This window comes from Bacillus cereus group sp. MYBK245-2, assembly GCF_051916145.1.
In the GTDB taxonomy this organism is placed as follows: domain Bacteria; phylum Bacillota; class Bacilli; order Bacillales; family Bacillaceae_G; genus Bacillus_A; species Bacillus_A pacificus.
Genome location: NZ_JBQAGB010000002.1, coordinates 317,491 through 343,521 on the forward strand (window position 1 = coordinate 317,491; position 26,031 = coordinate 343,521).

Consider the following 26,031-nt stretch of genomic DNA (forward strand, 5'->3'; position numbering starts at 1 on the left):
AAGAGGGGGGACAAGCCCCTCTTTTTTGTTTACAATATAGAAATGCTATATATGAATAGAGGTAGGGATGTTATGAGTAAGTTTACAGTAGCTTCTAATGGTTCATTAGAAACGACATTAAGAGGAGTAGAAGTATTATCAACACCACTTTTAAATAAAGGGGTTGCTTTCACGCAAGAAGAAAGAGAAGAATTAGGTTTAAAAGGGTTATTACCGCCAGCAGTTTTAACATTGGAAGAACAAGCACGCCGAGCATACGAACAATTTTGTTCTCAGCCGGATGATTTATTAAAGAATGTATACTTAACAGCGTTACATGATCGAAATGAAGTATTATTTTATCGTATTTTAACAGATCATTTACGCGAAATGTTACCAATCGTATATACACCAACTGTTGGTGTAGCGATTCAAAGATATAGTCATGAATATCGTAAACCACGTGGTGTGTATTTATCAATTAACGATCCGTCAGGTATTGAAGAAGCGTTCGCCAATATTGGTGCAACAGCAGAAAATATTGATTTAGTCGTTGTAACTGATGGGGAAGGTATACTTGGAATTGGTGACTGGGGCGTTGGTGGTATTAACATCGCCATCGGAAAATTAGCTGTTTATACGGCCGCGGTTGGAATCGATCCTAGTCGTGTATTACCGGTAATTTTAGATGTAGGTACAAATCGTGAGGAACTATTAAACAATCCATTTTATATTGGAAATCGTCACCCTCGTATAACAGGTGAAGCTTACGATGAGTTTATTGATACATTTGTACAAGCGGTAAATAAACAATTCCCGAAAGCACTTTTACATTGGGAAGACTTTAGCTCTCGAAATGCACGAAAAATTTTAGATAAATATCGTCATGATATTTGTACGTTTAATGATGATATTCAAGGTACAGGTGCAGTTTCACTTGCTGCTGTGCTATCGGCAGTGAAAGCTTCGGGTGTACCACTAAGTGAACACCGCGTTGTTGTATTTGGTGCTGGTACGGCTGGAATCGGTATCGCAGATCAAGTTAGAGATGCAATGGTCCGCGTAGGTGTATCAGAAGAAGAATCGTATAAGCGTTTCTGGTGTATTGATCGTAACGGATTAGTTACAGATAATATGAAAGATCTTCTTGATTTCCAAATGCCGTATGCAAGAAAAGAAGCGGAAGTAAGTGAGTGGAAGCAAAATGGTGTAATCGGACTTGCTGAAGTTGTGAAACATGTAAAACCGACAATTTTAATCGGTACATCAACTGTTGCAGGCGCATTTAAAGAAGAGATTGTTAAAGAAATGGCTTCTCACGTAGAAAGACCAATCATTTTACCGATGTCGAATCCGACGCCACTTGCTGAAGCGAAGCCAGCCGATTTAATCAAGTGGACAGAAGGAAGAGCGTTAGTTGCAACAGGAAGTCCATTTGAACCAGTTACATACAACGGTGTAACGTATGTGATTGGACAATCAAATAATGCACTTATTTTCCCGGGACTTGGTCTTGGAACAATTGTCGTACGTGCAAGCGTTATGACGGACGGAATGTTCGCAGCAGCTGCTGAAGCAGTTGCAAGTATGGTGGATACAAGTCAGCCAGGAGCACCTATTTTGCCAGAAGTTGAAGAGTTACGTAATATCTCGGAAATGGTAGCAATTGAAGTAGCGAAAGTTGCTGTTGCAGAAGGTGTAGCTAGAGAGAACTTAAGTGATAACGATATCAAGATTGCAGTGAAAGAAGCAATCTGGGAGCCTGAGTATCGCCAAATAAAAGCGGTAGAAAAGGTTAGAATATAAAAATAAAGCCCGTTTATAAATATAAGCGGGCTTTCACTTTTATTACTGAAAAAAGAATATAGGAAGTGGCACCTTTGAATTGGAATCAATTATGGAAGAAAGACATATCCCTTTTAATTATATTAATGGTTGTTGTTCCGATTGCTGGAGAGCTTAATTTTCATCCTTTTAATGATACGTTTCGCGTTAGCTTTGGGACGCCGTTGTTCTTCTTTTTATTACTATTTTTAAGAAGAATACCAGCAGGAGTTGCAGGTATTGTTGTTGGTATATGTGTAGTCTTATTCCGCGTATGTCTTGACTGGGTCATGCAAGGTTCATTTCATATGACAGAATCATTTTATTTGCGTTATCCTGTGTTCTTCTATTATTTTATTTATGGCAGCCTTTTTTCACTTTGCAGGGTAAATAAGTTCCATCAGAAACCAATTATTATTGGATGTCTTGGAATTTCAATTGAAATTGTTGCAAGTATGTCGGAACTTGCGTTTTATCACATGTTAGTACTAGGTACAACAATAACAATTTCTGAAGTAAATAAACTCATCATTATTGCTATTTTTCGTAGCTTTTTTGCACTTGGCTTTTTAAATATGATGAATTTATATGAAACGAAATTAAAAGAATCACAAGTGCGAAAAGAAAATGAAAAAATGTTAATGCACTTATCCAATTTATATGTAGAATCTGTTCATTTGAAAAAAACGTTACAAAATGCAGAATTAATTACACAAGAAGCGTATCAATTATATCGGAATTTACAAGTAAGCGATCATTCGAATGGTAAAACAGCATTGAAAATAGCAGGAGAAGTGCATGAAATAAAAAAAGATAATCAAAGGATTTTTGCAGGATTATCTAAACTGTTATTAGATAAAAATGTGGCTGAGTACGTAGAAGGTCATGAGCTTACAGAAATGATTGTAAGAATAAATGAAAAGTATGCTGAAATGCTAGGGAAAGATATACGTTTCTCTAAACATATAGAAGGCGAGCATGCTGCATATCACGTGTATACAGTGCTATCAATTTTTAATAATTTAGTTGCGAATGCAGTTGAAGCAATTGAAGATAGAGGACTCATTCGTATTAAGTTATATAAACGAGAGCAACATGTAATCTTTGAAGTAATTGACGATGGCCCTGGTATTGCGCAAAAGTATAAGAAATTAGTATTTAAGCCCGGTTTTACTTCAAAGTATGATCAAACAGGAACACCGTCCACAGGTATTGGACTTTCTTACATATATGAAATGGTAACAGAGCTCGGCGGAGAAGTAAGGTTAGAAGACAATGAAAATGGGAACGGGTGTAAGTTTATCGTTTGTTTACCGGAGTGCAGTTTAAAGCGGGAAGGGGAATAGGTTTGTTTTATTATATTGTAGATGATGATGAAGTTTTCCGTTCGATGCTTTCGCAAATTATTGAGGATGGCGATCTTGGGGAAGTAATTGGAGAATCGGAAGATGGGGCTTTTGTTGAAGCAGAACAGCTAAATTATAAAAAAGTGGATATTTTATTTATTGATTTACTCATGCCGATGAGAGACGGTATTGAAACAGTTCGTCATATAGCGTCTTCATTTACTGGGAAAATTATTATGATTTCTCAAGTTGAATCGAAACAGCTCATTGGTGAGGCATATACACTTGGTGTAGAATATTATATTACCAAACCACTCAACAAAATAGAAGTAGTATCTGTTGTACGAAAAGTGATAGAGCGTATTCGTTTGGAGCGATCTATATATGACATTCAAAAATCATTAAATAATGTATTTCAGTGGGAAAAGCCGCAAATGCGTAGTGAAACAGTGCAAGAAGGGAAAAAGATATCAGATTCAGGACGCTTCTTACTAGCAGAACTCGGTATTGCGGGAGAGAACGGAAGTAAAGATTTACTTAGTATGCTGGAATATTTATATGGACAAGAAAAGGCGCAAACATTTGAATTTGGATTTCCTGCGTTAAAAGATATTTTCCACCAAATTACACTGAAAAAATTAGGGGAAATAGCTTCAGATGCAGATATAGAGAAGGAGAAAAAAGCATCTGAACAACGTGTAAGAAGAGCGATTTATCAATCATTGAATCATTTAGCTTCCCTTGGATTAACAGACTTTTCAAATCCGAAATTTGAAAGTTATGCTCCGAAGTTTTTTGATTTCACTGTAGTTAGAAAACGGATGACAGAAATGACAAAGGATGGGGTAGCGACTTCTGGACATATACGAATTAATACGAAAAAATTTATTCAAGTGTTGTACTTTGAGGCGAAACGACTGATGGAGATAGAGTGAAAAGGTGCTTATAAATAAGCATCTTTTTTTGTTAAATCAACATTTTATATTTTCTCGTGAAGCATGTAAAATGTTAAGTAAGAGAAAATGGTTTTACATTAAGGAAGTGTTAAAACAATGAGTTTTACATTAAATAAATCGATTATTAAAGAAGTATGTGGAGAAACCTCATATAAAAGAGGCGAAGCTTATTATAAATCAAATAAAGTAATCGTTAATTACTATGATGAAACGAAAGAAATTTGTGAGGCGACGGTAAAAGGGAACGAGGATTTTCGTGTTACGGTAGAAAAAGCTAAAAAAGGTGATGTTGTTGCGAGATGTAGTTGTCCTTCATTAGCGTCTTTTCAAACGTACTGTCAACATGTTGCAGCCGTACTAATACAAATAAATTATAACCAACAAACGGGTGGAATGGGCTCTGTTAGTAACAGAAATGATCAATTAACAAACGGGATGTTTCAGTTATTTGCAGACAAACCACTGAGGCCAAAAAGTAAACAACATCGGTTTGATACACGTGAAATATTAGATGTTGCGTTTATATGTTCACCAGTAGCGAAGAAAAGCGGTGGGGCTCTTCTTGGAATTCAGTTAAAACTTGCGAAAACATATTTTATAAATCATATTAGAGAATTTCTTTCTAAAGTGGAGAAGAGAGAGGCTTTTCATTGTTCCAATGAATTTACATATACGCCAGATGTACACAGTTTTAAACAAGAAACAGACGCGATTATACAACAACTTATTAAAATATATCATAACGAAAAAATGTATGAAGATGCACTAGAAGTACATGCGAAACAAGATGAAAGTATGATATTTATACCGCCAGCTTCATGGAATGATATGCTCTCTGCACTTTCTAGAGCCGAGTATGTACAGTTGAAACAAAATGAGCAACTGTTCCAGGGATTACACATTTCAAAAGGGTTATTGCCATTACATTTTGAGTTTACGAAAGGGAATAATGGCGGGTTTACCCTTCATATAGACGGTCTAAATCGTGTTCGAGTTATGGAGATGTATAACAACGCTCTTTACGATGGGAAATTATATCATTTACCTATGGAAGATTGTATGCGACTTATTGAATTGCAAAAGATGATGAGTCGCTCAAATAGCAATCAGTTTTATATTCCTGAAAATAAGATGGAGCATTTCGTAGCGAAAGTTGTGCCTGGATTAATGAAACTTGGAACAGTGCGCATTGATGAAGTCATATCCGATCGTGTTGAAACGCCGTCGTTAAAAGCAAAGCTATATTTAGATCGAGTGAAAAATCGTTTGCTAGCAGGTCTTGAATTTCATTATGGAAACGTTGTGATTAATCCGCTAGAAGAAGACGGGCAACCTTCTGTTTTTAATCGTGATGAGAAAAAGGAAAAAGAGATTTTAGACATTATGAGTGAAAGTGCCTTTGCGAAAACAGAAGGCGGTTACTTTATGCATAATGAAGAAGCTGAGTATAACTTTTTATATCACATTGTTCCAACGTTAAAAGGTTTAGTTGATATTTACGCGACAACAGCAATCAAATTACGCATTCATAAAGGGGATACAGCGCCACTTATTAGAGTGAGAAGGAAAGAAAGAATTGATTGGTTGTCATTTCGTTTTGATATAAAAGGAATACCGGAAGCTGAAATTAAAGGTGTATTAGCGGCTCTTGAAGAAAAACGGAAATATTATCGGCTTGCGAATGGTTCTTTATTATCACTAGAGAGCAAAGAGTTTAATGAAATTAATCAGTTTGTAAAAGAATCAGGTATTCGAAAAGAATTTTTACATGGGGAAGAAGTGAATGTTCCGCTTATTCGGAGTGTAAAATGGATGAATGGACTACATGAAGGTAATGTTTTAAGTTTAGATGAGTCTGTTCAAGATTTAGTTGAAAGCATTCAAAATCCGAAAAAGTTAAAGTTTACAGTACCGCCAACTTTACATGCTGTAATGAGAGAGTATCAAGTATACGGGTTCGAATGGATGAAAACACTCGCCTATTACCGTTTTGGCGGTATTTTAGCAGACGATATGGGACTTGGAAAAACGCTGCAAAGTATTGCTTATATAGATTCTGTTTTGCCTGAAATTCGGGAGAAGAAGCTGCCTATATTAGTCGTTTCACCGTCCTCGCTCGTTTATAATTGGTTTAGTGAATTGAAAAAATTCGCCCCACATATTAGAGCGGTTATTGCAGATGGAAATCAAACAGAACGACGAAAAATCTTAAAAGACGTAGCGGAATTTGATGTCGTCATTACGTCATATCCATTACTGAGAAGAGATGTAAGGTCATATGCGAGGCCATTTCATACACTATTTCTTGATGAAGCACAGGCGTTTAAAAATCCTACAACACAAACTGCAAGAGCAGTGAAAACAATTCAAGCTGAATATCGTTTTGGACTAACGGGAACGCCTGTCGAAAATTCATTAGAAGAGCTATGGTCTATCTTTCATGTCGTATTTCCAGAATTATTACCAGGAAGAAAAGAATTCGGTGATTTAAGGCGTGAAGATATTGCGAAGCGCGTAAAACCGTTCGTATTAAGACGATTAAAAGAAGATGTATTACAAGAGCTTCCAGATAAAATAGAGCACTTACAGTCATCGGAGTTATTACCGGATCAAAAGAGACTATATGCTGCTTACTTAGCGAAATTAAGGGAAGAAACATTAAAGCATTTAGACAAAGATACGTTACGTAAAAATAAAATTAGAATTTTAGCTGGCTTAACGAGATTAAGACAAATATGTAATCATCCTGCTTTATTCGTTGATGATTACAAAGGGAGTTCAGCTAAATTCGAGCAACTGTTAGACATACTAGAGGAATGTAGAAGCACTGGTAAGAGAATTTTAATCTTTTCTCAATTTACGAAGATGCTGTCCATTATTGGTCGTGAATTAAATCGTCAAGCAATTCCATACTTTTATTTAGACGGGAATACACCTTCGCAAGAACGTGTAGAACTATGTAATCGGTTTAACGAAGGAGAAGGAGACCTATTCCTCATTTCTTTAAAAGCTGGTGGTACAGGTCTTAACTTAACAGGCGCTGATACGGTTATATTATACGATTTATGGTGGAATCCAGCTGTTGAACAACAAGCAGCAGATCGGGCATATCGAATGGGGCAAAAAAATACAGTACAAGTTATTAAATTAGTAGCACACGGAACCATTGAGGAAAAAATGCATGAACTACAAGAGAGTAAGAAACATTTAATCGCTGAAGTGATTGAGCCAGGAGAAGAGAAATTATCATCAATCACGGAGGAAGAAATTCGAGATATTTTAATGATCTAATAAAAAAAGCTATGCCTTCAAATGTATGAGGGTATAGCTTTTTTGTTGTAATAATTATATTTTGTTTTGTACAAAGTAAAGAAATCAAATGTTATTTCAATTATTTCTTTGTACCTTTACTTTTGTATGGCTTTGCAGCTTTCTTTTTCTTTGCGCTTGATTGCCAACGGTTCCATCCTTTACTTCCTGTACCTTGTCCTACACCTTTTTTCGGTTTTGCTTTCGTTTTACTCATATAATCACTCCGTTATATAAAAATCTTATTTGATAATAGTCAATGATTTAGAAAATACTCTTTATAAATGACTATGTTTGTTTTAAGTAAAAACAAACTGCTTGAATGCTATAGTATATCATGAATTTGCAAGTAAACTGAAAGGAATTACAAAGAAAATGAAAATAATACGAAATACTGCGGATTCTATATTTCGGACGATTACATTAATTGTTGTATATATGTTAGTTTCTGTTAGTGAGACGTTTTTTGGAATACCCAGACAAAAGAAGTAAAGAAGGTATATTGGAAACAATCAATAAAGCCGTAAAATAAAGAATTGAAAAACATTTTAAAACTTTTTGTTGACTTTCTTTATTTTTTGTATAGAATAATCATTAATAAAATGTTTCAGAGATGTGACAACAAAACGACTATGAAAGGACGAGTAGTAGTAGGACGTAGTCTAAGCGAGTCAGGGGTGGTGTGAGCCTGATACGAAGCCTATTATGAAGAACCTCCTGGAGTTGCTAACCGAAATCCCTTTACAGGAAAGTAGACTTAGCCGGGAACTTCGCCGTTACAAGAAGAACAGTATCGAGATATTTCATCTCCGTATTGTATAAGTGAGCAACCTCTGTTGCTAATTTGGGTGGTACCGCGGAACCAAAGCCTTTCGTCCCAGTTTTTTGGGAAAGAAGGGCTTTTTTTGTTGGCTTCTTTTCACAACATCCAAACATTTTAGGAGGAAACCACCATGTATCAATCATTAATGACAGTAAGAGAGACTCAAATCGCAATTAAGGAAGTTAAAACATTTTTCGAGGATCAATTAGCAAAACGACTTGAACTATTCCGTGTATCTGCACCATTATTCGTAACGAAAAAATCAGGACTAAACGATCATCTAAACGGTGTAGAACGTCCAATTGAATTTGATATGTTACACTCAGGAGAAGAATTAGAAATTGTGCACTCACTAGCAAAGTGGAAACGATTTGCACTGCATGAATATGGATATGAAGCTGGTGAAGGTTTATATACAAACATGAACGCGATCCGTCGTGATGAAGAGCTTGATGCAACACATTCTATTTACGTTGACCAATGGGATTGGGAAAAAATCGTTCAAAAAGAATGGCGTACTGTAGATTACTTACAAAAAACAGTACTAACAATTTATGGAATATTCAAAGATTTAGAAGATCACTTATTTGAAAAATATCCGTTCCTTGGGAAGTATTTACCAGAAGAAATTGTGTTCGTTACTTCTCAAGAACTAGAAGATAAATATCCAGAATTAACACCGAAAGATCGTGAACATGCAATTGCAAAAGAACACGGTGCAGTCTTCATTATCGGAATTGGTGATGCACTTCGTTCAGGTGAAAAGCATGATGGACGAGCAGCTGATTATGATGATTGGAAATTAAACGGTGACATCTTATTCTGGCACCCAGTACTACAATCTTCATTCGAATTATCATCAATGGGAATTCGTGTTGACAGTAAATCACTTGATGAGCAGTTAACGAAAACAGGTGAAGACTTCAAACGTGAGTACGATTTCCATAAAGGTATTTTAGAAGACGTACTACCATTAACAATTGGCGGTGGTATCGGACAATCAAGAATGTGCATGTACTTCTTACGTAAAGCACATATCGGTGAAGTTCAATCTTCTGTATGGCCTGATGATTTACGTGAAGCTTGTAAAAAGGAAAACATTCATCTGTTTTAATAGAAATGGGAGAGGATAGCTCAAAGAGTTATCCTCTCTTTTTTATGGTGTAAAAGAATGGTTTACAGTGGATTTTACTAATGGTTTCTTTCTTTTATATCTCTTTTTATGTAATAATTTGTTAAAGGAGGGGACGTTATGAGCTTAGGAGAGCAGTTGAAAAAGCTAAGAGAGTCAAAGGAATTTTCACAAGAGGATGTTGCTAAAAAGATTGGTGTAACGAGGCAAGCGGTATATAAATGGGAAAATGATAAAAGTTATCCTGATATTAATAATTTAATTTTACTGAGCGAAATGTATAATGTTACGCTCGATGAGTTAATAAAAGGGAATCAAAACATTAAAGAAAAAATACATATTGATGAAGAAGATGAGGATTTTGAGGAAGAGAATGAATTTGGTTTTTATATTGGATTTGGTTTGTTAATTATGAGTGCTTTCGTTGATTATGAAAAAATACAGGTGGTTGTATTAGGAGTTGCGCTATTCATGATGGTTTTTTACTCTGATGTTAAGAAAGTTATTTTGAATGAGTTCAGATCGTTTTTTAAAAGAAAAGATATATATGATAAGAAGTGAGAAGAATCAGTTATATTTCCTAGGAAAGAGTAAAAGAAGCAATTGAATTGCTTCATAATGATTTTAGGATATTGATAGTATGTTAAAAAGTTCAAACAAGCATAACCCCGTTCTCAAGCTAGGACGGGGTTCAAAATCTAAGTTTTTATGAAGCGATAATTTCTTTCAAATATTTTTACTTTAGTAAAGACTTCTTATAAAACATTACTTATTTATTACCGAGTTCTTCCGCTAAACCGATTAAAATTCCTTCCACTCCACGAATGTAGCAGAGACGATACGAGTTCTCGTACTGAACTACTTCGCCAACGAGCTCTGCACCATGCTTAGTGAGTCTCGATACCATTTCGTCAATATCTTGAACGGTGAACATGACGCGTAGATAACCGAGAGCGTTTACAGGAGCATTTCGGTTATCTGCTATAGTAGGAGGGTTGAGAAATCGCGAAAGTTCAATTCGACTGTGGCCATCTGGAGTGACCATCATAGCAATCTCTACGCACTGAGAGCCGAGTCCAGTTACGCGACCAGCCCATTCACCTTCGACAGTGGCTCGTCCTTCGAGGTTCAAGCCAATCTCCTCGAAGAAAGAGATTGCGTTATCAAGAGATTCTACAACGATGCTGACATTGTCCATTCGTAGTAATTTGTTTTTTGCCATAGTCTTATCTCCTTATGTATAAAAGTTTATTATTTAATCATCTTCATAATTATACTACTAAGTAGTTACAAATTCCTTTCAGTCAAAAACACCTTGTCACAGTATAGGAAAATGTGACAAGGTGTTTTTTTATATGTCATATAGCATCTTGTTAACGAACAGCTTTTATTTAATTAGGAAGGAAGTAGATTAATATGATTTTTTTATAAGTGTTACTGAGCATATCAAATTAGCTCATCTGCACTAAAGGCTGAATTTTCGCCATAAATGATTGGTGAAGTGCTTCAACACCTGTTACTAAATGAAGGCGGTCAATAACGACAGACACTTTAATTTCTGATGTACTTACCATTTTAATATGAATATCTTCTTCTTTTAAAGTAGTGAACATATTCGCAGCAACACCTGGATTAGAGACCATACCAGATCCTACAATTGATACTTTTGCTAAATGATTTTCATATTCTACTGATTCATAGTGAAGTGCCTCTTGATTTTGTTCCAATACTTCTAATGTTTCTCTTAAATCATTAGAATGGATGGAGAAGGAGAGATGAACAGTTCCTTCATTTGTAATACTTTGAATGATAATATCTACATTAATATGTGCCGCTGCTAATGTAGAGAAAACAGTTGAAAGTGAGCCTTGTTCCAATCCTTTCAATGTGATGCGTGTAATATTATCTTCAAATGCAATACCTTTAACGATTGATTGTTGTTCCATGTTACATTCTCCTTTTACAATTGTTCCGTTTTCTTGTTCCATACTTGAGCGAACTTCTAACATGACATTATGATTTTTAGCAAACTCAACAGCACGTGGGTGTAATACACCAGCACCGAGGTTTGCAAGTTCTAACATTTCGTCATAAGAAATTTCATCTAATTTATAAGCATCTTTTACAACTCGTGGGTCCGTCGTATATACGCCTGTCACATCTGTGTAAATATCACATTTTTTTGCGTTTAGTGCAGCAGCTAATGCGACAGCAGTTGTATCAGAACCGCCTCGTCCAAGCGTTGTAATTTCAAAATCTTCACTGACTCCTTGGAAACCAGCTACAATAACAATCGTGCCTTTAGTAAGATAAGATTGAATGCGATCTGTATTAATTTCAGTAATCCGTGCACTACTATGTACAGATTCTGTCGTAATACCAGCTTGCCATCCTGTTAATGAAATCGCGTTATACCCTTTTGCTTGTAGTGCCATCGTTAATAATGAAATAGTTACTTGCTCTCCTGTCGATAGAAGCATATCCATTTCACGTTTACTTGGATTTTCTGTAATTGCGTTAGCAAGTGCTACAAGTTCATCTGTACTTTTTCCCATTGCTGAAACGACAGAGACGATACTATGTCCTCGTTCATATTCTTCAATAATTAAATTTGCTACATGTTGAATACGCTCAACACTTCCGACAGAAGTGCCACCAAATTTTTGTACAATCGTTTCCATTGCGAATTCCTTCTTTCATCCATTTTTAAGAATAGATTAGGACATATATAAATCCCAATATTCCTGTAGTTACCAGAGAAAAACAAAAAACACCATCTCAAATAAGTGAGGATGGTGCTGTTACAGGAAAAGGGAAACAGAAAACGGAGCTAATAAAAAAACCGCCAAAAAAGGAATACCATGAAAATGATATCTCTTTTTTGTAGATAGCTCTTCATACATACGCGTCTGTACATATGACAGTTCTGTTTCTATTCGAAAACAGCCCCAATCGATACATACAGAGAAATATATCGATTTCGGCAATACTTCCTTTCATCTAATTTCATAGACCTCTCTGTGTCTCCATTAGAATACTCATAAGTATCGCAACCTCTATCTCACGTTTTAGGCGAGAGTGTTTGATTTATGAAGTTGTTGGTAACATTTGTTTTATAATAATTTAAATTTTTTGGGGAATCAAGTGTTTTGTATAAATTTTAAAAATTCTATTTTTTACGAGGAAGTTTGTGAAAAATGTAGCAAAATAAATTTATTACATGTACATTAAAATTATAGTTCATTGGAGGTGGAAGAATGAAAGGGAAAAAGCCTATTTATGTTTCAGCAGAAATGAACACAACGATGGAGAAATTATGGGAATATACGCAAGAACCACATATACATACAGAATGGGATGCTCGCTTTACTGAAATTTCATATTTAGAGAAAAAAGAAGGAGAACCACAGAAATTTCTATATAAAACAAAAATCGGATTTGGACTTGAAATAGCTGGGGAAGGGGAATCGATAGGTGAAATAAGAAAAGAAACAGGTGAACGGATTTCTTCTTTAAAATTTTGGACAGACAATCAATTATCACTTATTCAAATAGGGCGTGGTTATTGGAAGTATGCACCGTGTAAAGAACACATTCATTTTGAGACACAATATGATTATGATACGAGGTTTGGTCGTATAGGGAATGTAATAGATTTCTATATGTTTCGGCCATTATTAGGCTGGGCGACTGCTTGGAGTTTTGATGCTTTAAAATTATGGTTAGAAAAGGGACTTCATCCTAGATTGCTCATTAGAAGAACAGTGACGTATTGGCTCATATGTTTTTTATTTGCTTTCGTATGGATGTATCAAGGAATAGTACCGAAACTAGTGTTTACTCATTCAGAAGAAGTAAAAATGCTATCGGTGATGGTTGGTTCAACTGAACATAGTATTTTTGTACTTAAAATAATTGGATTACTAGAAATTATTTTTGGTGTCCTATGGCTGTTACCATTTCCAAAACGAAAAGTATTTGTCGTACATATTTTTATGTTAATAGCCTTAACGATAGCAGCAGGATTTACGAATATCGCAAGCTTTACAGAGCCGTTTAATCCAATTACGTTAAATCTACTTCTAATTGGATTATCGATTGTCGGTTATATAAATAGTACGAATTTGCCAAGTGCAAAAAATTGCAAGAGGAAGAGAAAGGGATAATGTATGGCTAATATGTATGAAAGACTATTAGGGGATTCTTATAAAAACCTTCATCCGAAATTACAGAAACGTTATGAGATTACAGAAGAAAATAGCTTTATTGGAGAAGGGAAGATGGATGAAATTTACGGTGGTTCTTTTTTCGTAAAATTCATATTAAAAATTGCATCGAAGTTTCGAATGTTTTTCTCTGAGAGAGGTAAGGGAGTGCCATTTACAATACATAATACCGCTGAGCGTGATGAACATGGACATGAACTTGTGCGGTGGAATCGTACTTTTTATTTTCATAATAAGAAAAGATATTTTAATGTGGTAATGAAACTTGATGAAAATGAAATTGTAGATTATTTTGGTGAACCACATTTACTCGTCTCTACATTGAATTTTTATATTGATGAGTTAGGGGCAATGCATATTTCTTCAAAGAAACAATGGTTTTACATGTTTGGAAGGAAAGTCCCGTTACCTAGATTTTTATACGGGGAGGCCAACATTGTAGAAAGTTATGATGAAACACAACAATGCTTTCGAATTCATGTTCAAGTACGCAATCCGTTAATTGGTTCATTATTTTCATATAGGGGAACGTTTGTGGAGAGGAAATAAATAATATGAAAAATATAATAGTTGGACTTGTTTGTTATATTATTTTTCTAATATGTGAGCGGCCAAATATAAATCCAGTGGAAGCAATTATTTTATTAGCTATGTTGTTATTTATACCGATGTCATTTAGCATCATTGATAAGAAAATAAGAAATGGATCATATGTATTCTTTTATAAATTTTTATCGTTTTTATATCCAATCGCAGCAATTAGTGCAATGTTAGCTTTCGTAACAAGTCACTATTTCTTTGCGCTATTTTGGTTTGTATATACAGGAATTGTCGCGTTATTTGGTGTGAGTAGATTACTAGAAAGAGGATGGAAACCGTTAGAAGAAACGGCAATCGATAGTGCGTTTATTTATTTGTTTTTAGGTGGCTTCTGGTTTTTCGCCTCAGTAGCAAAGCTTTCCATTATGCACTTTAGTTCTGACATTGTTTTACTCACAGCTGCACACTTTCATTATTCGGCGTTTCTATTGCCGTTATCGGCTGGTTTAATTGGGAGAAAAAGAGAAAAGAGAAGTAAAGTATATGATGTTATTATGTTTGTCATCGTTATTTCACCTCTGACAGTCGCAGTAGGAATTACGTATTCAAGGGTATTTGAATTTTTTGCAGTGTTCCTATATTTATGCGCTATTTATGGTTATGGAATTTATGTTTGGCGTACGAAATTTAATGCTATCAACGCAAAGATTCTTCTGATCATATCGTCTAGTACACTTATGGTAACAATTATGTTTTCACTTATATACTCGTATGGGAATTTGAAACATGTAATGACGATTACAATTGCTCAAATGGTTTGGATTCACGGTGTTGTGAATGGAATTGGAGTAGTGTTACCGGCATTTGTCGGCTGGATGATTGAAAATAGTGTTCCGAACTATAAATATTACGGGAAACCAATGAGCAGATTAAGAGGAAAGGCGACAGTTGGTGAAGCGTTTTTACATAACAGAAATGTAATAGATAGTAAGGAATACAACGGTTTAGTTGATAAAATGAATGATTTTCATAGTGAGGCATTTGACGTGACGAAGATACCTTTAAGCATTATTCGGTTTTATGAAAATACAAAAGAGTATGAGTTACAATCGCATATTAAATGGACTCGTTCGTTCCGCCTGTTAGCATTTTGTTATGAGAAAATGAGTAAGCGTGTAGGACAAATACATTTAGGAATGGGCGGCAAGTGGGAAACAATGCACGGCTCTATCATAGGGGTAATGGATGAGAAGGATGGAAGGGAGAATGTAAGAGCTTGGTTAAGAAAAAATGAAGCAGGAGCATCTATTTTTGTAGCTCTTTACTCAAAACATACGTATAAGAATGAGACATATATGAATATCGCATTACCTCTACCATATTCGAATATGACGGGGATTTTAAAATTACGTAATGATAATAATAATTTAATTATTACTAGTAAGCTGAGAAGAAATGGTAAGGGAGATGAGGGGATTTATTTACATACTCGTTTCTTTACAGTACGGTTACCGTTAGCAGAGACGTTTATTATTAAAGAGGGCACCAATCAAATGTTAGAAGCTAACCATAAAATGTGGATATTTGGAGTTAAGTTTTTAGAAATTGATTATGAGATTAAGAAAATAGAGGAGAAGTAAGAAAAGCTTGGAGAGATTCCAAGCTTTTTTACGTATGGGTAATTGTCATAGCGACTTGTTTATCTAAGTCTTTGTCCCAAACACGTTGAATTTCAAACGTACCTTTTTCAAAAAATAATGGAAATCTTTCTTTAAACCAATCTTGCATAGGAAGATTTAGTGCTGTATCGATTGGTACCCATAATAAATTGCCTTCAGGAGGATTCGAAAGGAGTTCACCTTCAAATGAATTTGTCCAATAGTTAAATACCATATATCGAACATTTTCTTTCGGATTTACGTATTCATCTAATCCTTTAAAAGTTAAATTTGAAACAAGTAATCCAGTTTCTTCTTTTACTTCCCGTTTAGCAGCTTGAACGATACTTTCTGGAAAATCTACTTTTCCGCCGGGAGCGATGTAACCAGGGAAGCCAAGGTGATTGGGGCGCTGTATTAACAATACTTTGTTATTCCGCTGAATCATACACATTGTATACATACGGTGCTCTATATCTTTCCAATTGTTGCTCATATGAATCTCTCCTCTTAATAAAATCTTATAGTTTTTAACTATAGTTATGTATGACAAAAAATACAATAATAATACAATATTATACAATTTTCAATTGACTATTACTAATTTTCAGAACTATAATGAGTCTGTTACATAAATACATCGTACTTGAGAGGGGAATATATTCTATGAAAAATAGAATAATCGCAGCAGGAGTAATTGCAGCTAGTATATTATCTTATTCATCTAGTAGTTTCGCGCAAACGAAAAAATTTCCAGATGTCCCAGCTAAACATTGGGCAGAAGACTCTATTTACTATTTAGTAGAGAAAGGTGCAGTTACAGGTAACGAAAAAGGAATGTTTGAGCCAGAAAAAGAAATCACTCGTGCAGAAGCAGCTACAATGATGGCTAAAGTCTTAAACTTACCAATCGATAAAAATGCTAAACCATCTTTCGGTGATTCTCAAAACCAATGGTATACCCCATTCATCGCAGCTGTAGAAAAAGCTGGCGTTGTAAAAGGGAAAGGAGCGGGCGTATTCGATCCAACTGGGAAAATTGACCGAGTTTCAATGGCCTCTCTTATTGTAGAAGCTTACAAATTAGATTCTAAAGTAAATGGTACTCCAGCAACTAAATTCAGTGATCTAGAAAAAAGTTGGGGTAAAGCAAAAGCTAACATTCTAGTTGAATTAGGGATTTCTATTGGAACTGGTGAAAAATGGGAGCCTGAAAAAATTCTAACTAAAGCAGAGGCAGCTCAATTTATTAAAAAGGCAGATTCTCTTAAAATAGGTAACCCTTTAGTAGAACAGGTAATTATTATTGATCCGGGCCATGGAGGAACAGACCCTGGGAAGGCAACGCAAGGATTACATGAAAGTGATATTGTATTAGATACATCTAAAAGATTACAAAGTTTAATAGAGAAACAAACTCCATTCCGCGTGATGTTAACACGTGAAACAGATATTCGCCTTGATGAAAAACAAGGAGAAGACCTTAAAAAGCGTGTGGATTTCGCAAAGGAACATAATGGAGATATTTTTGTAAGTATCCATGCAAATGCTTCTCAAAAACATGATGGATATGGAACAGAAACTTTTTATTATAAAGGATCTGAAAAGAAAGAATTAACCGAACGTGAAAAAGATAGTTATATGTTAGCTAATAAAATACAAAAGAGATTAGTTAAAGCTCTAGATACAAGAGATCGTGGTGTAAAATCAGAAGATTTTTATGTACTAAGAGAAAATGAAATGCCAGCAGTACTAACGGAGCTAGCATTTTTAGATAATAGTACGGATTATGAGAAGTTAGCTTCAGAATCTGGAAGACAAATAGCTGCTGAGGCAATTTATGAGGGGATTTTAGATTATTATGAGTGGAAAGGCTTTGATGTTTCTAAATCCCGTTTAACAAAATAATAATGTTGATTACTAAGCCCATCGCCTTTATATAGATGGGCTTTTTATGTGATTTTATGTAATTTTGTATCGAAATAAAAAGATATATCGTATTATGTTAATTATAAATAAAATAATGGTAGATTAGTTGATTTTTATCACGTATACTTTTACTGTTGACTATTTAAGAGTTTGTTAGTTTAATAGGGAAAATTACACGATAAAGGGAGGCAAGTTAACACGGGAACAAGCATATAAAAAACGTGTTAAAAAATTTATGAAAAAAGTTATTTCTAATGTGTTAGCAGTGACAGTCGTGCTTCAAGTAGTGATGGCTCCAGCAACTTCGTTTGCATCTACAAAAGAATTTCCAGACGTTCCAAAAAATCATTGGGCACTTGAAGCAATTACTGATTTAACGTCAAAAGGGATTATTGCAGGTTACGATAATGGTAAATTCGGCTTCGGAGATGTTGTAACTCGTGAGCAAGTAGCAGCATTAATGTATCGCGCATTAAAACCAGAAGCAAAAAGTGATTATAAAAATCCATACTCTGATATTAGTGCAGGAACGACAATGTTCCCAAAGGAAATTTTAGCATTAACAGATATGGGGATTTTCGTAGGTGATGATAAAGGAACGTTTAGACCGAAAGAATCATTAACTCGTGCTGAAATGTCTGTTATTTTGCAAAGAGCATTTAAATTAGAAGTAAAAGCACCACATACATTCAATGATATAGATGCATCATATTGGTGGGCAAAAGAAGCAATTAGTGCATTGCAATCTAATGGTGTATCAATAGGGAATGGACTTGGAGGATTTGATCCATCAGGTGTATTAACACGTGAAAGCTATGCACAATTGTTATATAGAGCGATGCAAATTAAAAAGGATGTTCCTGCTGAACAGCCTTCATATATTAATCTAGATGTGACATTACCATCTAACGTAACAGCGCAAGAGATTGATAATTATATTCAAAGATTCCATCCAGATAGCCCGTTAGTTGGAATTGGACAAGACTTTATTAAAGCGCAAAATGAGTATGGTGTGAATGCACTATACTTAGCTGCACATGCAATCTTAGAATCTGGTTACGGTAAATCAGAAATTGCATATCGTAAACATAATTTATTTGGTTTAAGAGCATATGATCGTGATCCATTTGCATATGCAAAATATTTACCGTCATACGGACTAAGTATTTCATATAACGCTGATTATGTAAAAAAGAACTACTTAGAAGAGGGTGCAAGATATTTCAAAGGTTACACATTGCCAGCAATGAATGTTATGTATTCAACAGATACAGCATGGGCTGGAAAAATCGCTAATATCATGGAACGCATTAAGCCTTTTAATAAAGCAGATTACCAAAATGCAAAACGACTACCGAAAAACCCTAATACATTAAATGTAGAAGTATTAAGTGAAGCGATTCCTTATACAGATTATGCAAAAGATGCAAAAGCTACTGTCCAATCGGTAGGATCTTACTATCAAGTTCCATTCCCGTTTAACAATCCAATTAAGAGTGTACCAAATGTGACACAAAATGAAGTTGGAAAATTAGAAAATGGTACAAAAGTAAATGTATATCGTGAAGATCCAAATGGCTGGGTAGAATTTTCATTTGAAAATGCGCAAGAAAAATATTGGACATTGAAGAAGAACTTAAAATTATAAATAAAAAAGGTGTTTTCATTTATGAAAACACCTTTTTTATTTATATTTAACATGTAATATTTTTAGATTCAGTATGAGTTTCTTTTTTATGTTTTTACCAATAATTAAACCGTTTCATATATAATTAAAAGTGTTGAAGATTGAATTTTCTGTTTTTGTTTTATTGTTAACTTAATTTGAAAAGAGGAGAGGTATATGCAAGAAGAAATACCAACAGAGAAAAGTTTAAGTTATATCGGTAAATTGTTATTGCCGGTTAAAGCGTCACCACATTTTAAATTTTTATGGATCGGGCAATTGCTTTCGACTTTAGGTAGTTCGATAACGATGGTTATTTTGCCAGTCGTTGTATATTCATTGACTGGATCAACAGTTGTAATGGGAATGACTATGGCAATGTACATGCTTCCTAATATTCTTGCGTTACCGTTTGCTGGATTAGTCGTAGATCGAATGGATCGGGTGAAAGTAATGTTATTTACAGATATCATTCGCTGTATATTAATGCTATTACTTGCAACACTTATATTTATGGATGTATTAACAGTTCCATTTCTATATGTCCTCATAGCATTATATGGGCTTATGGAAGGCATATTTCAGCCAGCGTATGCGTCCGTAAGAGCGAAAGTATTTGTACCGGACATTCGAAATGCAGCCAATGCATTAACTCAAATGAGTAATCAAGGTATACGACTAATTGGACCGGCTCTTGGAGGATTGATCGTTTCAGTTGCTTCTGCCGGAATAGGATTTGGACTGGATGCAGTAACGTATTTGCTATCATTTTTATGTTTATTATTTTTAAGAGAAATAAAGTTTAAAAAAGTAAAAACGATTGAAAAAAGAAAGATCGATTACAAACAAGAGTTTATGGAAGGTGTTTTCGTTTTAAAAAGTCATCCGTGGCTATGGATTACAATTTTAGTCTTTTCTTTCATCAATATTTGTTATGCAGGAATTATCGTCGTATTAATTCCATGGTTATTTAATGTTCATCATCATTTTGAAGCATATGTGTATGGATTAGGAATGGCATCCTCTGGTGTTGGAGCTGTAGTTGCTGCGCTAATATTCGGCGGGAGAGAACGGTGGTATAAGCGGGGAATACTTGCCTATGGTGGTGTTTTAATAAGTGGTTGTGCGCTTTTAATAATGCCGTTCATTACTTGGGCACCTGTTTTAATTGTATTAATGGCAATTGAAGGGTTCGGTATGATGATATTTGGACTCATTTGGGAAACGAGTTTACAAGAGCTCGTGCCAGAAGAAGCATTTGGAAGAGTGGCAAGCCTTGATATGTTAGGTTCATTTGCTTTATTGCCACTAGGTTATGTAGTTGTAGGATGGTTAGCTACTGTCATAGGTGGCGAGATAACGATTATAACATTAGCTATTTTAGTACTTGTAACAATTGGAGTAGCATTATGTGTGCCGAGTATTCGAAGATTTGATTGATGATATAAGGGAAGGTGGGAACGACTTATATGCTTATAAAAAATTTGAACGATATAGTCGCAAAGGAATGGGACAACCAATATACTTTGCAGGAAAAGATCTTTGAAGCAAAAAATTTCACAGTCTATATTGCTATCCATAGAGAAAATAAGTTAGCATATAATCAACTAGTATTAATAAAACATTTTTGTAACGAAAAGCCTTCCGTGCATATTTGGCATAAGAAAATTAGCACCGATGCAACAAAACTGGACATCACAAAAGAAGTGACAGAAGCCATTCAAACTGGTTTTGTAAATGAAGAGTAAGCCCTAATTAAATTAGGGCTTACTCTTCATTAAATACAAATGTTTGTTTCAGTTTTTTACTTTCATTTACTGGATGGCCGTTGTAAGAAAAGTTCTTTTCTTCCCAAGTAATCACAACTTTAAAATTATGGCTATTAAAGTCTAATGGGAATACCATGTAGTCAAAGCTTGTATGACTTTTAGAAATATTTTCATTAGATGTAGTAGGTTTAAAGGTAGCTTTAGAGGTAGGATTGTTATCAAGTATTTTCACGGATACGTTTGATACATCATGACCGATGTTTTTTACGAGTAAACTATATGTATCAAATACACCTTGTTTTGGCTGGATTGCTTGCTTGTTTACGTTATGAGATTTATCAATTTCGATATACCATTGTTTAGACTTTGATGCAATTGGTAGTGATTGAAATGTGTATGCACTAGCTTGTATTGGTAGTACTAAACAGATTAGTGAAAAGAGAGAAAATATTTTTCGTTTCATTTTTAGAGAGCTCCCATTCTGTAACGGATTTATTTTTTATTATCTTCTCTTTATGTTAAGTTATACCATATAATGTAAGGGATTCGTTTTATGAATATTGGGTTAGGAGTTATTATATTATTTGCTATGCTTGTACTTAGTTTTATTACATCTTTTTCTAAACAAGAAAGCCGATCCGCCTTTAGGCATGGAATGAAATGAAAGGGAAGTTGGATCCGGAATACTACTAAAAACCGTAAGGATCGTGGTACTTTAAGTATCCGAAGTTTAGATAGTGTCTTCAGATTTTTTATTTTAATTTTTCAGAAATAAATGATAATAGAAGAATGTTTTAAGGTGTTGGTTGAAGGGATATGTAACGAGTTTGATATGGCAATGGTATGTGATACTAACAGCGTTCATTTGTTTTTAATTAAACGGACGGTCATCCCCTTAACCCTACAAATAAAATGATTAATATCAAAATGTTTAAGAGAAGAATTCTCTCATCATAAGGTTAAATAGTAATAGTATGTTTAAGGGATTAAAGAAGGAAGCTGTGTAAAGGTCATACTACACAGCTTTTTTGTACATCTAATTTTAGAATAATCAATTAAGTGTATTTAATTGTTACGTATACGTAGTTCTGTCTCACTATCAAAAAAATGTGCTTTTGTTAAACTAAAGGCTACTGAAAGTTTATCGCCAGCTTTCAGTTCTGATCGAGCATTAATTCGTGCGACAAAACTTTGATTTTCAAGTTTTCCATGTATCATAGTCTCAGCACCTAATAGTTCAGCAACTTCAACATTAATTTCGACAGTTGAATCGGGAGAAGATTGAAGGACAATTGGTTCATCGTGAATGTCTTCTGGACGAATACCGAGTATAAGTGTTTTTTTATTGTATCCCTTTTTCTGCAATTTTTTTAATTGCCCTTCTGGTACTTTAAAACGAATGTTTTCTATATGAAAATAGTTATCTTTTAATGTTCCAGTAAAAAAATTCATAGCTGGAGAACCAATGAATCCGCCAACAAAAACATTTTCAGGAGTATCATAAACTTCTTTTGGTGTACCAACTTGTTGTATGATACCATCTTTCATCACAACAAGGCGTGATGCCATTGTCATTGCTTCCGTTTGGTCATGTGTTACATATATAGTAGTTGTGTTTAAGCGGCGATGAAGCTTAGAAATTTCTGAACGCATACTTACACGTAATTTAGCATCTAAATTGGATAGAGGCTCGTCCATTAAGAATACTTTTGCATCACGAACGATAGCTCTTCCTAATGCCACACGCTGGCGCTGTCCACCCGATAATGCTTTTGGTTTTCGCTTTAAATAATCTTCAAGACCTAATATTTTTGCTGCCTCAGTTACACGACGATTAATTTCATCTTTTGGTAGTTTTCGTAATTTTAAACCAAACGCCATATTATCGTAAACAGACATATGTGGGTATAGTGCGTAATTTTGAAATACCATTGCAATGTCACGATCTTTTGGAGCGACGTCATTCATAAGTTTACCATCAATATAAAATGAGCCGTCAGAAATGTCTTCTAAACCTGCAATCATCCGTAGAGTAGTTGATTTTCCACAACCAGAAGGGCCAACAAATACAATAAACTCTTTATCTTGAATATGTAAATTGAAGTCAGAAACAGCAGTTGTTTTATTATCGTATAATTTGAAAATATGATTTAATACGAGTTCGGCCATTATACATCACCCCTATTTTTATAATTAACTGAATTATAAGTTTTATTTAATGTAAGGTGAATTGGTAAGTTGCACAAAAAAAGTTAATTTTTTTATGCAAAATTACGAGATGTTCAAAGAAAGAAAAGCCAAATAAACAGCCACAGCACCTTCAAATGTTTTTATATTCAATCCTGTTTTTTCAATAAATTTGTCAATTCGATACTGTAAAGTATTTCGGTGTAAATATAATTGTTTAGCCGCAAGTGATACATTTAAATTACATTGGAAGAATACTTTAATACTCTCTATTAGTTCTTTGTCATTGGAAATATTTTCCAATAAACAATTTGTATATTTTTCTCTTTTTTCTTTTGGTAATAAGGTCATTAATTGATAAGGGAGAAGTTGTTCAATGTATGTAATTTTCTTTGATAAATAGGGAGAAAGATAAGAAAATAAATTTCGTTCCCATTGATACAAGTGAGAAACTTGATTGGTTTGGGTGTAGTGTCTGCCGACAAAAAAGGATAAGGATATAAAAAAATCTGTTTCTAGCGTATCAAGGGCTGTTTGCAATCTATATTCAGATATATTTTCTGTTAAGATGAGGACTCCAGTTTGTGAAGTTTCCCATATTGTAGGAGTATCAAAACCAAATATTGAATGTAAAGCATTATGAAATTCTTCTCGTTCCGTTATAGGATGCGTTGTGAAGAAATGTAAAAAGCGTACAGATGTTATTTGAATATCTTTACTCTGATATAACGCTTCGTACCAATACTTTTCTATTTTTGTTTCGTAGCATGTGTCAGTATGGATGGGAGTTAAGAGGGATGAAAGCAATTGACACTCCCGTTTATGTAAGCGAGATTTACGAATTCCTACTCTATTCCCGTCAATCAAAAACCAACTGTAATCTTCAGAAAGTATGGCTTCATTAATTTTTATATCTTTAGCGTAATATTTTTTTAATTGTTGAATCATATCAACACTCCTTATCTTTATATTATTTATTAATAACAAATTATATAGGGATAATGGATTAATACAGTTCGTGATGAAAATTTAAAAAATTCAGAAAATATATTGCGGAGGAAAAAGTGATAGTGTTATACTTCATAACAACTGGTAATGACAACATCATGTCGTGATCAAATTGGTATATGTATAAATAATATATCAATGATAGTTTATTCCTTCAACTGGTAATGACATAAGTCTACTAAAATTGATAGGGAAGGGAGAGAAGAGCATTGTTTTTATAAATGAATAAAATTCGTTTGTAAACGCTTTATTTACAAGGTGCTCAAAATCTTTTGTAAAGTTGATTATATTAGTTTAATTTGTCGTCAGTGAATTACAAGAAACATAAGTAAAGATTATGTTATATAGATGATTGTTTCTAGAGGAGGAAAAGGGATGAAAAAGTGGTTTATTTTCTTTTTGTCAACATTGCTATTGGCAATAGTAGGATGTTCTAACAGTGGCGAAAAAGTTAACACGTCATCTAAAGATGAAAAAATAGAATTACGGTATGCACTTTGGGATAAGAAACAACTACCAGCAGTGGAAAAAGTGGTTCAACAGTTTAATGAAAAACATCCGAATATTAAGGTGAAAATAGAATTAACAGCGTATGGGCAGTATTTTCAGAAGCTTGAAACGGCAGCAACAGGAAATGCATTGCCGGATGTATTTTGGATGAATGGACCAAATGTTGTGAAATACGCTTCGGGGAAAGTATTGATGCCTTTGGATGATAAAGCGAAAAAGGATAAGTATAAATTGGAAAATTATCCGAAATCTTTAGTTGATTTATATACAGTAGATAATAAAACTTACGGTATTCCAAAAGATTTTGATACAACGGCACTTTGGTATAATAAAAAATTATTTGATGAAGCTGGAGTAGCATATCCAGATGATTCATGGGATTGGGAGAAAATGAAAGAAGCTGCAAAAAAATTGACGAAAAAGGAAAAAGATGTTTGGGGATTTGCAGCAGCAATGGGAAATCAAGGTGGCTATTATGATCTCATTTACCAAAATAAAGGGTATGTTCTTTCTAAAGATAAAAAAACAGTAGGATTTAATAAACCACAAGCAATTGAAGCGTTTAATTATAACATTAGTTTTATTAAAGAAGGATTATCACCAACATTTGCTCAAATGACAGAGACAACAGCATCTGATTTGTTTTTATCAGGTAAAGTAGCGATGATTTTTGATGGGCCTTGGATGGTACCAGAATATAAGAAAAATCCTGATTTAAATATTGCTGTTATGCCAAAAGGGAAAGAAAGAGCTGTTATGATTCATGGTCTAGCAAATGTCATCTCAGCGAAAACAAAATATCCGGATGCAGCTTGGGAATTTGTGAAATATTTAGGTTCTAAAGAGGCAGCAGATGTGTTTGCAGAAACTGGAACAGTTATTCCTGCTTTTAATGGAACACAAGAAGCATGGGTTAAATCCGTTCCAAACTTGAATTTACAAGCGTATATCACTGGTCTTGAATATTCTTACCCATTACCGAGTGTGAAAAATACAGGAGCTTTATGGGAGCAAGAAACGAAAGTATTAAAAAGGGTATGGGGAGGAGAATTGAATGTTGAAGATGCAACAAAGGAATTAACAGAGAAGGCAAATGAAGTTCTTTCTAAAAAATAAGGAGAGGGATCCTCTCCTTACTTTAAATCAAAAATTATGGGAGGAGTGAAGAG

21 protein-coding genes, 1 riboswitch and 1 other annotated feature are annotated in these 26,031 nt (G+C 34.4%); of the genes, 14 read left to right on the forward strand and 7 right to left on the reverse strand.

All coding sequences use genetic code 11. From position 1 onward, the window contains the following. Positions 1-72: 72 nt before the first annotated feature. The 4 genes from malS (at position 73) to ACTFRN_RS06530 (ending at position 7,396) form a co-directional block, all read left to right on the forward strand. Positions 73-1,785 (forward strand): oxaloacetate-decarboxylating malate dehydrogenase, encoded by a 1,713-nt coding sequence (gene malS / locus ACTFRN_RS06515; protein ID WP_014893860.1) that lies wholly within the window; start codon positions 73-75, stop codon positions 1,783-1,785. 65 nt (positions 1,786-1,850) lie between these two features. Continuing rightward, on the forward strand, positions 1,851-3,149 hold the full coding sequence (locus ACTFRN_RS06520) for a sensor histidine kinase (protein WP_074567984.1): 1,299 nt from the start codon (positions 1,851-1,853) through the stop codon (positions 3,147-3,149). 2 nt (positions 3,150-3,151) lie between these two features. Beyond that, the gene (locus ACTFRN_RS06525; protein ID WP_000500327.1) at positions 3,152-4,084 is read left to right on the forward strand and encodes a response regulator; all 933 of its coding nucleotides are present in this window, start codon (positions 3,152-3,154) and stop codon (positions 4,082-4,084) included. Between the two features lie 117 nt (positions 4,085-4,201). After that, a complete protein-coding gene (locus ACTFRN_RS06530) occupies positions 4,202-7,396 on the forward strand; it encodes a DEAD/DEAH box helicase (protein WP_014893859.1) in 3,195 nt (1,064 codons plus the stop codon). A 100-nt stretch (positions 7,397-7,496) separates the two neighbouring features. Here ACTFRN_RS06530 and ACTFRN_RS06535 read toward each other — a convergent pair whose 3' ends face one another. Then, a complete protein-coding gene (locus ACTFRN_RS06535; RefSeq protein ID WP_000047591.1) occupies positions 7,497-7,631 on the reverse strand; it encodes a DUF3934 domain-containing protein in 135 nt (44 codons plus the stop codon). 406 nt (positions 7,632-8,037) lie between these two features. Beyond that, positions 8,038-8,297: a binding site (T-box leader), on the forward strand. A gap of 70 nt (positions 8,298-8,367) precedes the next feature. On the opposite strand from ACTFRN_RS06535, the gene asnA reads away from it, so the two are divergent. Further along, complete coding sequence (asnA, locus tag ACTFRN_RS06540; RefSeq protein WP_000284908.1) at positions 8,368-9,351, forward strand: aspartate--ammonia ligase; 984 nt, start codon at positions 8,368-8,370, stop codon at positions 9,349-9,351. A 138-nt stretch (positions 9,352-9,489) separates the two neighbouring features. After that, on the forward strand, positions 9,490-9,930 hold the full coding sequence (locus tag ACTFRN_RS06545; protein WP_074567985.1) for a helix-turn-helix domain-containing protein: 441 nt from the start codon (positions 9,490-9,492) through the stop codon (positions 9,928-9,930). Positions 9,931-10,138: 208 nt separating this feature from the next. On the opposite strand, the gene ACTFRN_RS06550 is transcribed toward ACTFRN_RS06545, so the two are convergent. Beyond that, positions 10,139-10,591, reverse strand: coding sequence for a VOC family protein (locus tag ACTFRN_RS06550; protein ID WP_001107263.1), 453 nt, complete (start codon positions 10,589-10,591; stop codon positions 10,139-10,141). Between the two features lie 229 nt (positions 10,592-10,820). Continuing rightward, positions 10,821-12,050, reverse strand: coding sequence for an aspartate kinase (locus tag ACTFRN_RS06555; protein WP_049114143.1), 1,230 nt, complete (start codon positions 12,048-12,050; stop codon positions 10,821-10,823). 199 nt (positions 12,051-12,249) lie between these two features. Then, positions 12,250-12,436, reverse strand: a riboswitch (Lysine riboswitch). Between the two features lie 190 nt (positions 12,437-12,626). Here ACTFRN_RS06555 and ACTFRN_RS06560 point away from each other — a divergent pair. The 3 genes from ACTFRN_RS06560 to ACTFRN_RS06570 are packed head-to-tail and all read left to right on the forward strand — an operon-like array spanning position 12,627 to position 15,775. Continuing rightward, positions 12,627-13,535 carry a DoxX-like family protein gene (locus ACTFRN_RS06560; protein ID WP_014893857.1) on the forward strand — a complete coding sequence of 303 codons (909 nt, stop codon included), beginning with the start codon at positions 12,627-12,629 and terminating at the stop codon, positions 13,533-13,535. Positions 13,536-13,538: 3 nt separating this feature from the next. Next, positions 13,539-14,144 carry a DUF4166 domain-containing protein gene (locus tag ACTFRN_RS06565; protein WP_088106601.1) on the forward strand — a complete coding sequence of 202 codons (606 nt, stop codon included), beginning with the start codon at positions 13,539-13,541 and terminating at the stop codon, positions 14,142-14,144. A 5-nt stretch (positions 14,145-14,149) separates the two neighbouring features. After that, the gene (locus tag ACTFRN_RS06570; protein WP_088106602.1) at positions 14,150-15,775 is read left to right on the forward strand and encodes a YndJ family protein; all 1,626 of its coding nucleotides are present in this window, start codon (positions 14,150-14,152) and stop codon (positions 15,773-15,775) included. Between the two features lie 28 nt (positions 15,776-15,803). Here ACTFRN_RS06570 and ACTFRN_RS06575 read toward each other — a convergent pair whose 3' ends face one another. Next, positions 15,804-16,289, reverse strand: a complete 486-nt coding sequence (locus ACTFRN_RS06575) for an 8-oxo-dGTP diphosphatase (protein ID WP_074567987.1) — start codon at positions 16,287-16,289, stop codon at positions 15,804-15,806. 170 nt (positions 16,290-16,459) lie between these two features. On the opposite strand from ACTFRN_RS06575, the gene ACTFRN_RS06580 reads away from it, so the two are divergent. From ACTFRN_RS06580 to ACTFRN_RS06595, 4 genes are all read left to right on the forward strand, one after another. Then, positions 16,460-17,701 carry an N-acetylmuramoyl-L-alanine amidase gene (locus tag ACTFRN_RS06580; protein WP_000797227.1) on the forward strand — a complete coding sequence of 414 codons (1,242 nt, stop codon included), beginning with the start codon at positions 16,460-16,462 and terminating at the stop codon, positions 17,699-17,701. A 256-nt stretch (positions 17,702-17,957) separates the two neighbouring features. Continuing rightward, positions 17,958-19,370 (forward strand): S-layer homology domain-containing protein, encoded by a 1,413-nt coding sequence (locus ACTFRN_RS06585; protein ID WP_088106603.1) that lies wholly within the window; start codon positions 17,958-17,960, stop codon positions 19,368-19,370. Between the two features lie 195 nt (positions 19,371-19,565). After that, a complete protein-coding gene (locus ACTFRN_RS06590) occupies positions 19,566-20,828 on the forward strand; it encodes an MFS transporter (RefSeq protein ID WP_001154674.1) in 1,263 nt (420 codons plus the stop codon). Between the two features lie 29 nt (positions 20,829-20,857). After that, entirely contained in the window at positions 20,858-21,136 is a 279-nt protein-coding gene (locus tag ACTFRN_RS06595) for a hypothetical protein (protein WP_014893854.1), read from the forward strand. A gap of 19 nt (positions 21,137-21,155) precedes the next feature. On the opposite strand, the gene ACTFRN_RS06600 is transcribed toward ACTFRN_RS06595, so the two are convergent. The 3 genes from ACTFRN_RS06600 to ACTFRN_RS06610 all read right to left on the reverse strand — a co-directional run bounded on the left by ACTFRN_RS06600 (position 21,156) and on the right by ACTFRN_RS06610 (position 24,292). Further along, entirely contained in the window at positions 21,156-21,620 is a 465-nt protein-coding gene (locus tag ACTFRN_RS06600; protein WP_000823172.1) for a hypothetical protein, read from the reverse strand. Positions 21,621-22,222: 602 nt separating this feature from the next. After that, complete coding sequence (locus ACTFRN_RS06605) at positions 22,223-23,326, reverse strand: ABC transporter ATP-binding protein (protein ID WP_000829438.1); 1,104 nt, start codon at positions 23,324-23,326, stop codon at positions 22,223-22,225. A 102-nt stretch (positions 23,327-23,428) separates the two neighbouring features. After that, a complete protein-coding gene (locus ACTFRN_RS06610) occupies positions 23,429-24,292 on the reverse strand; it encodes a PucR family transcriptional regulator (protein ID WP_000615933.1) in 864 nt (287 codons plus the stop codon). Positions 24,293-24,727: 435 nt separating this feature from the next. On the opposite strand from ACTFRN_RS06610, the gene ACTFRN_RS06615 reads away from it, so the two are divergent. After that, positions 24,728-25,978, forward strand: coding sequence for an ABC transporter substrate-binding protein (locus tag ACTFRN_RS06615; protein ID WP_000758667.1), 1,251 nt, complete (start codon positions 24,728-24,730; stop codon positions 25,976-25,978). Positions 25,979-26,031: the final 53 nt, after the last annotated feature.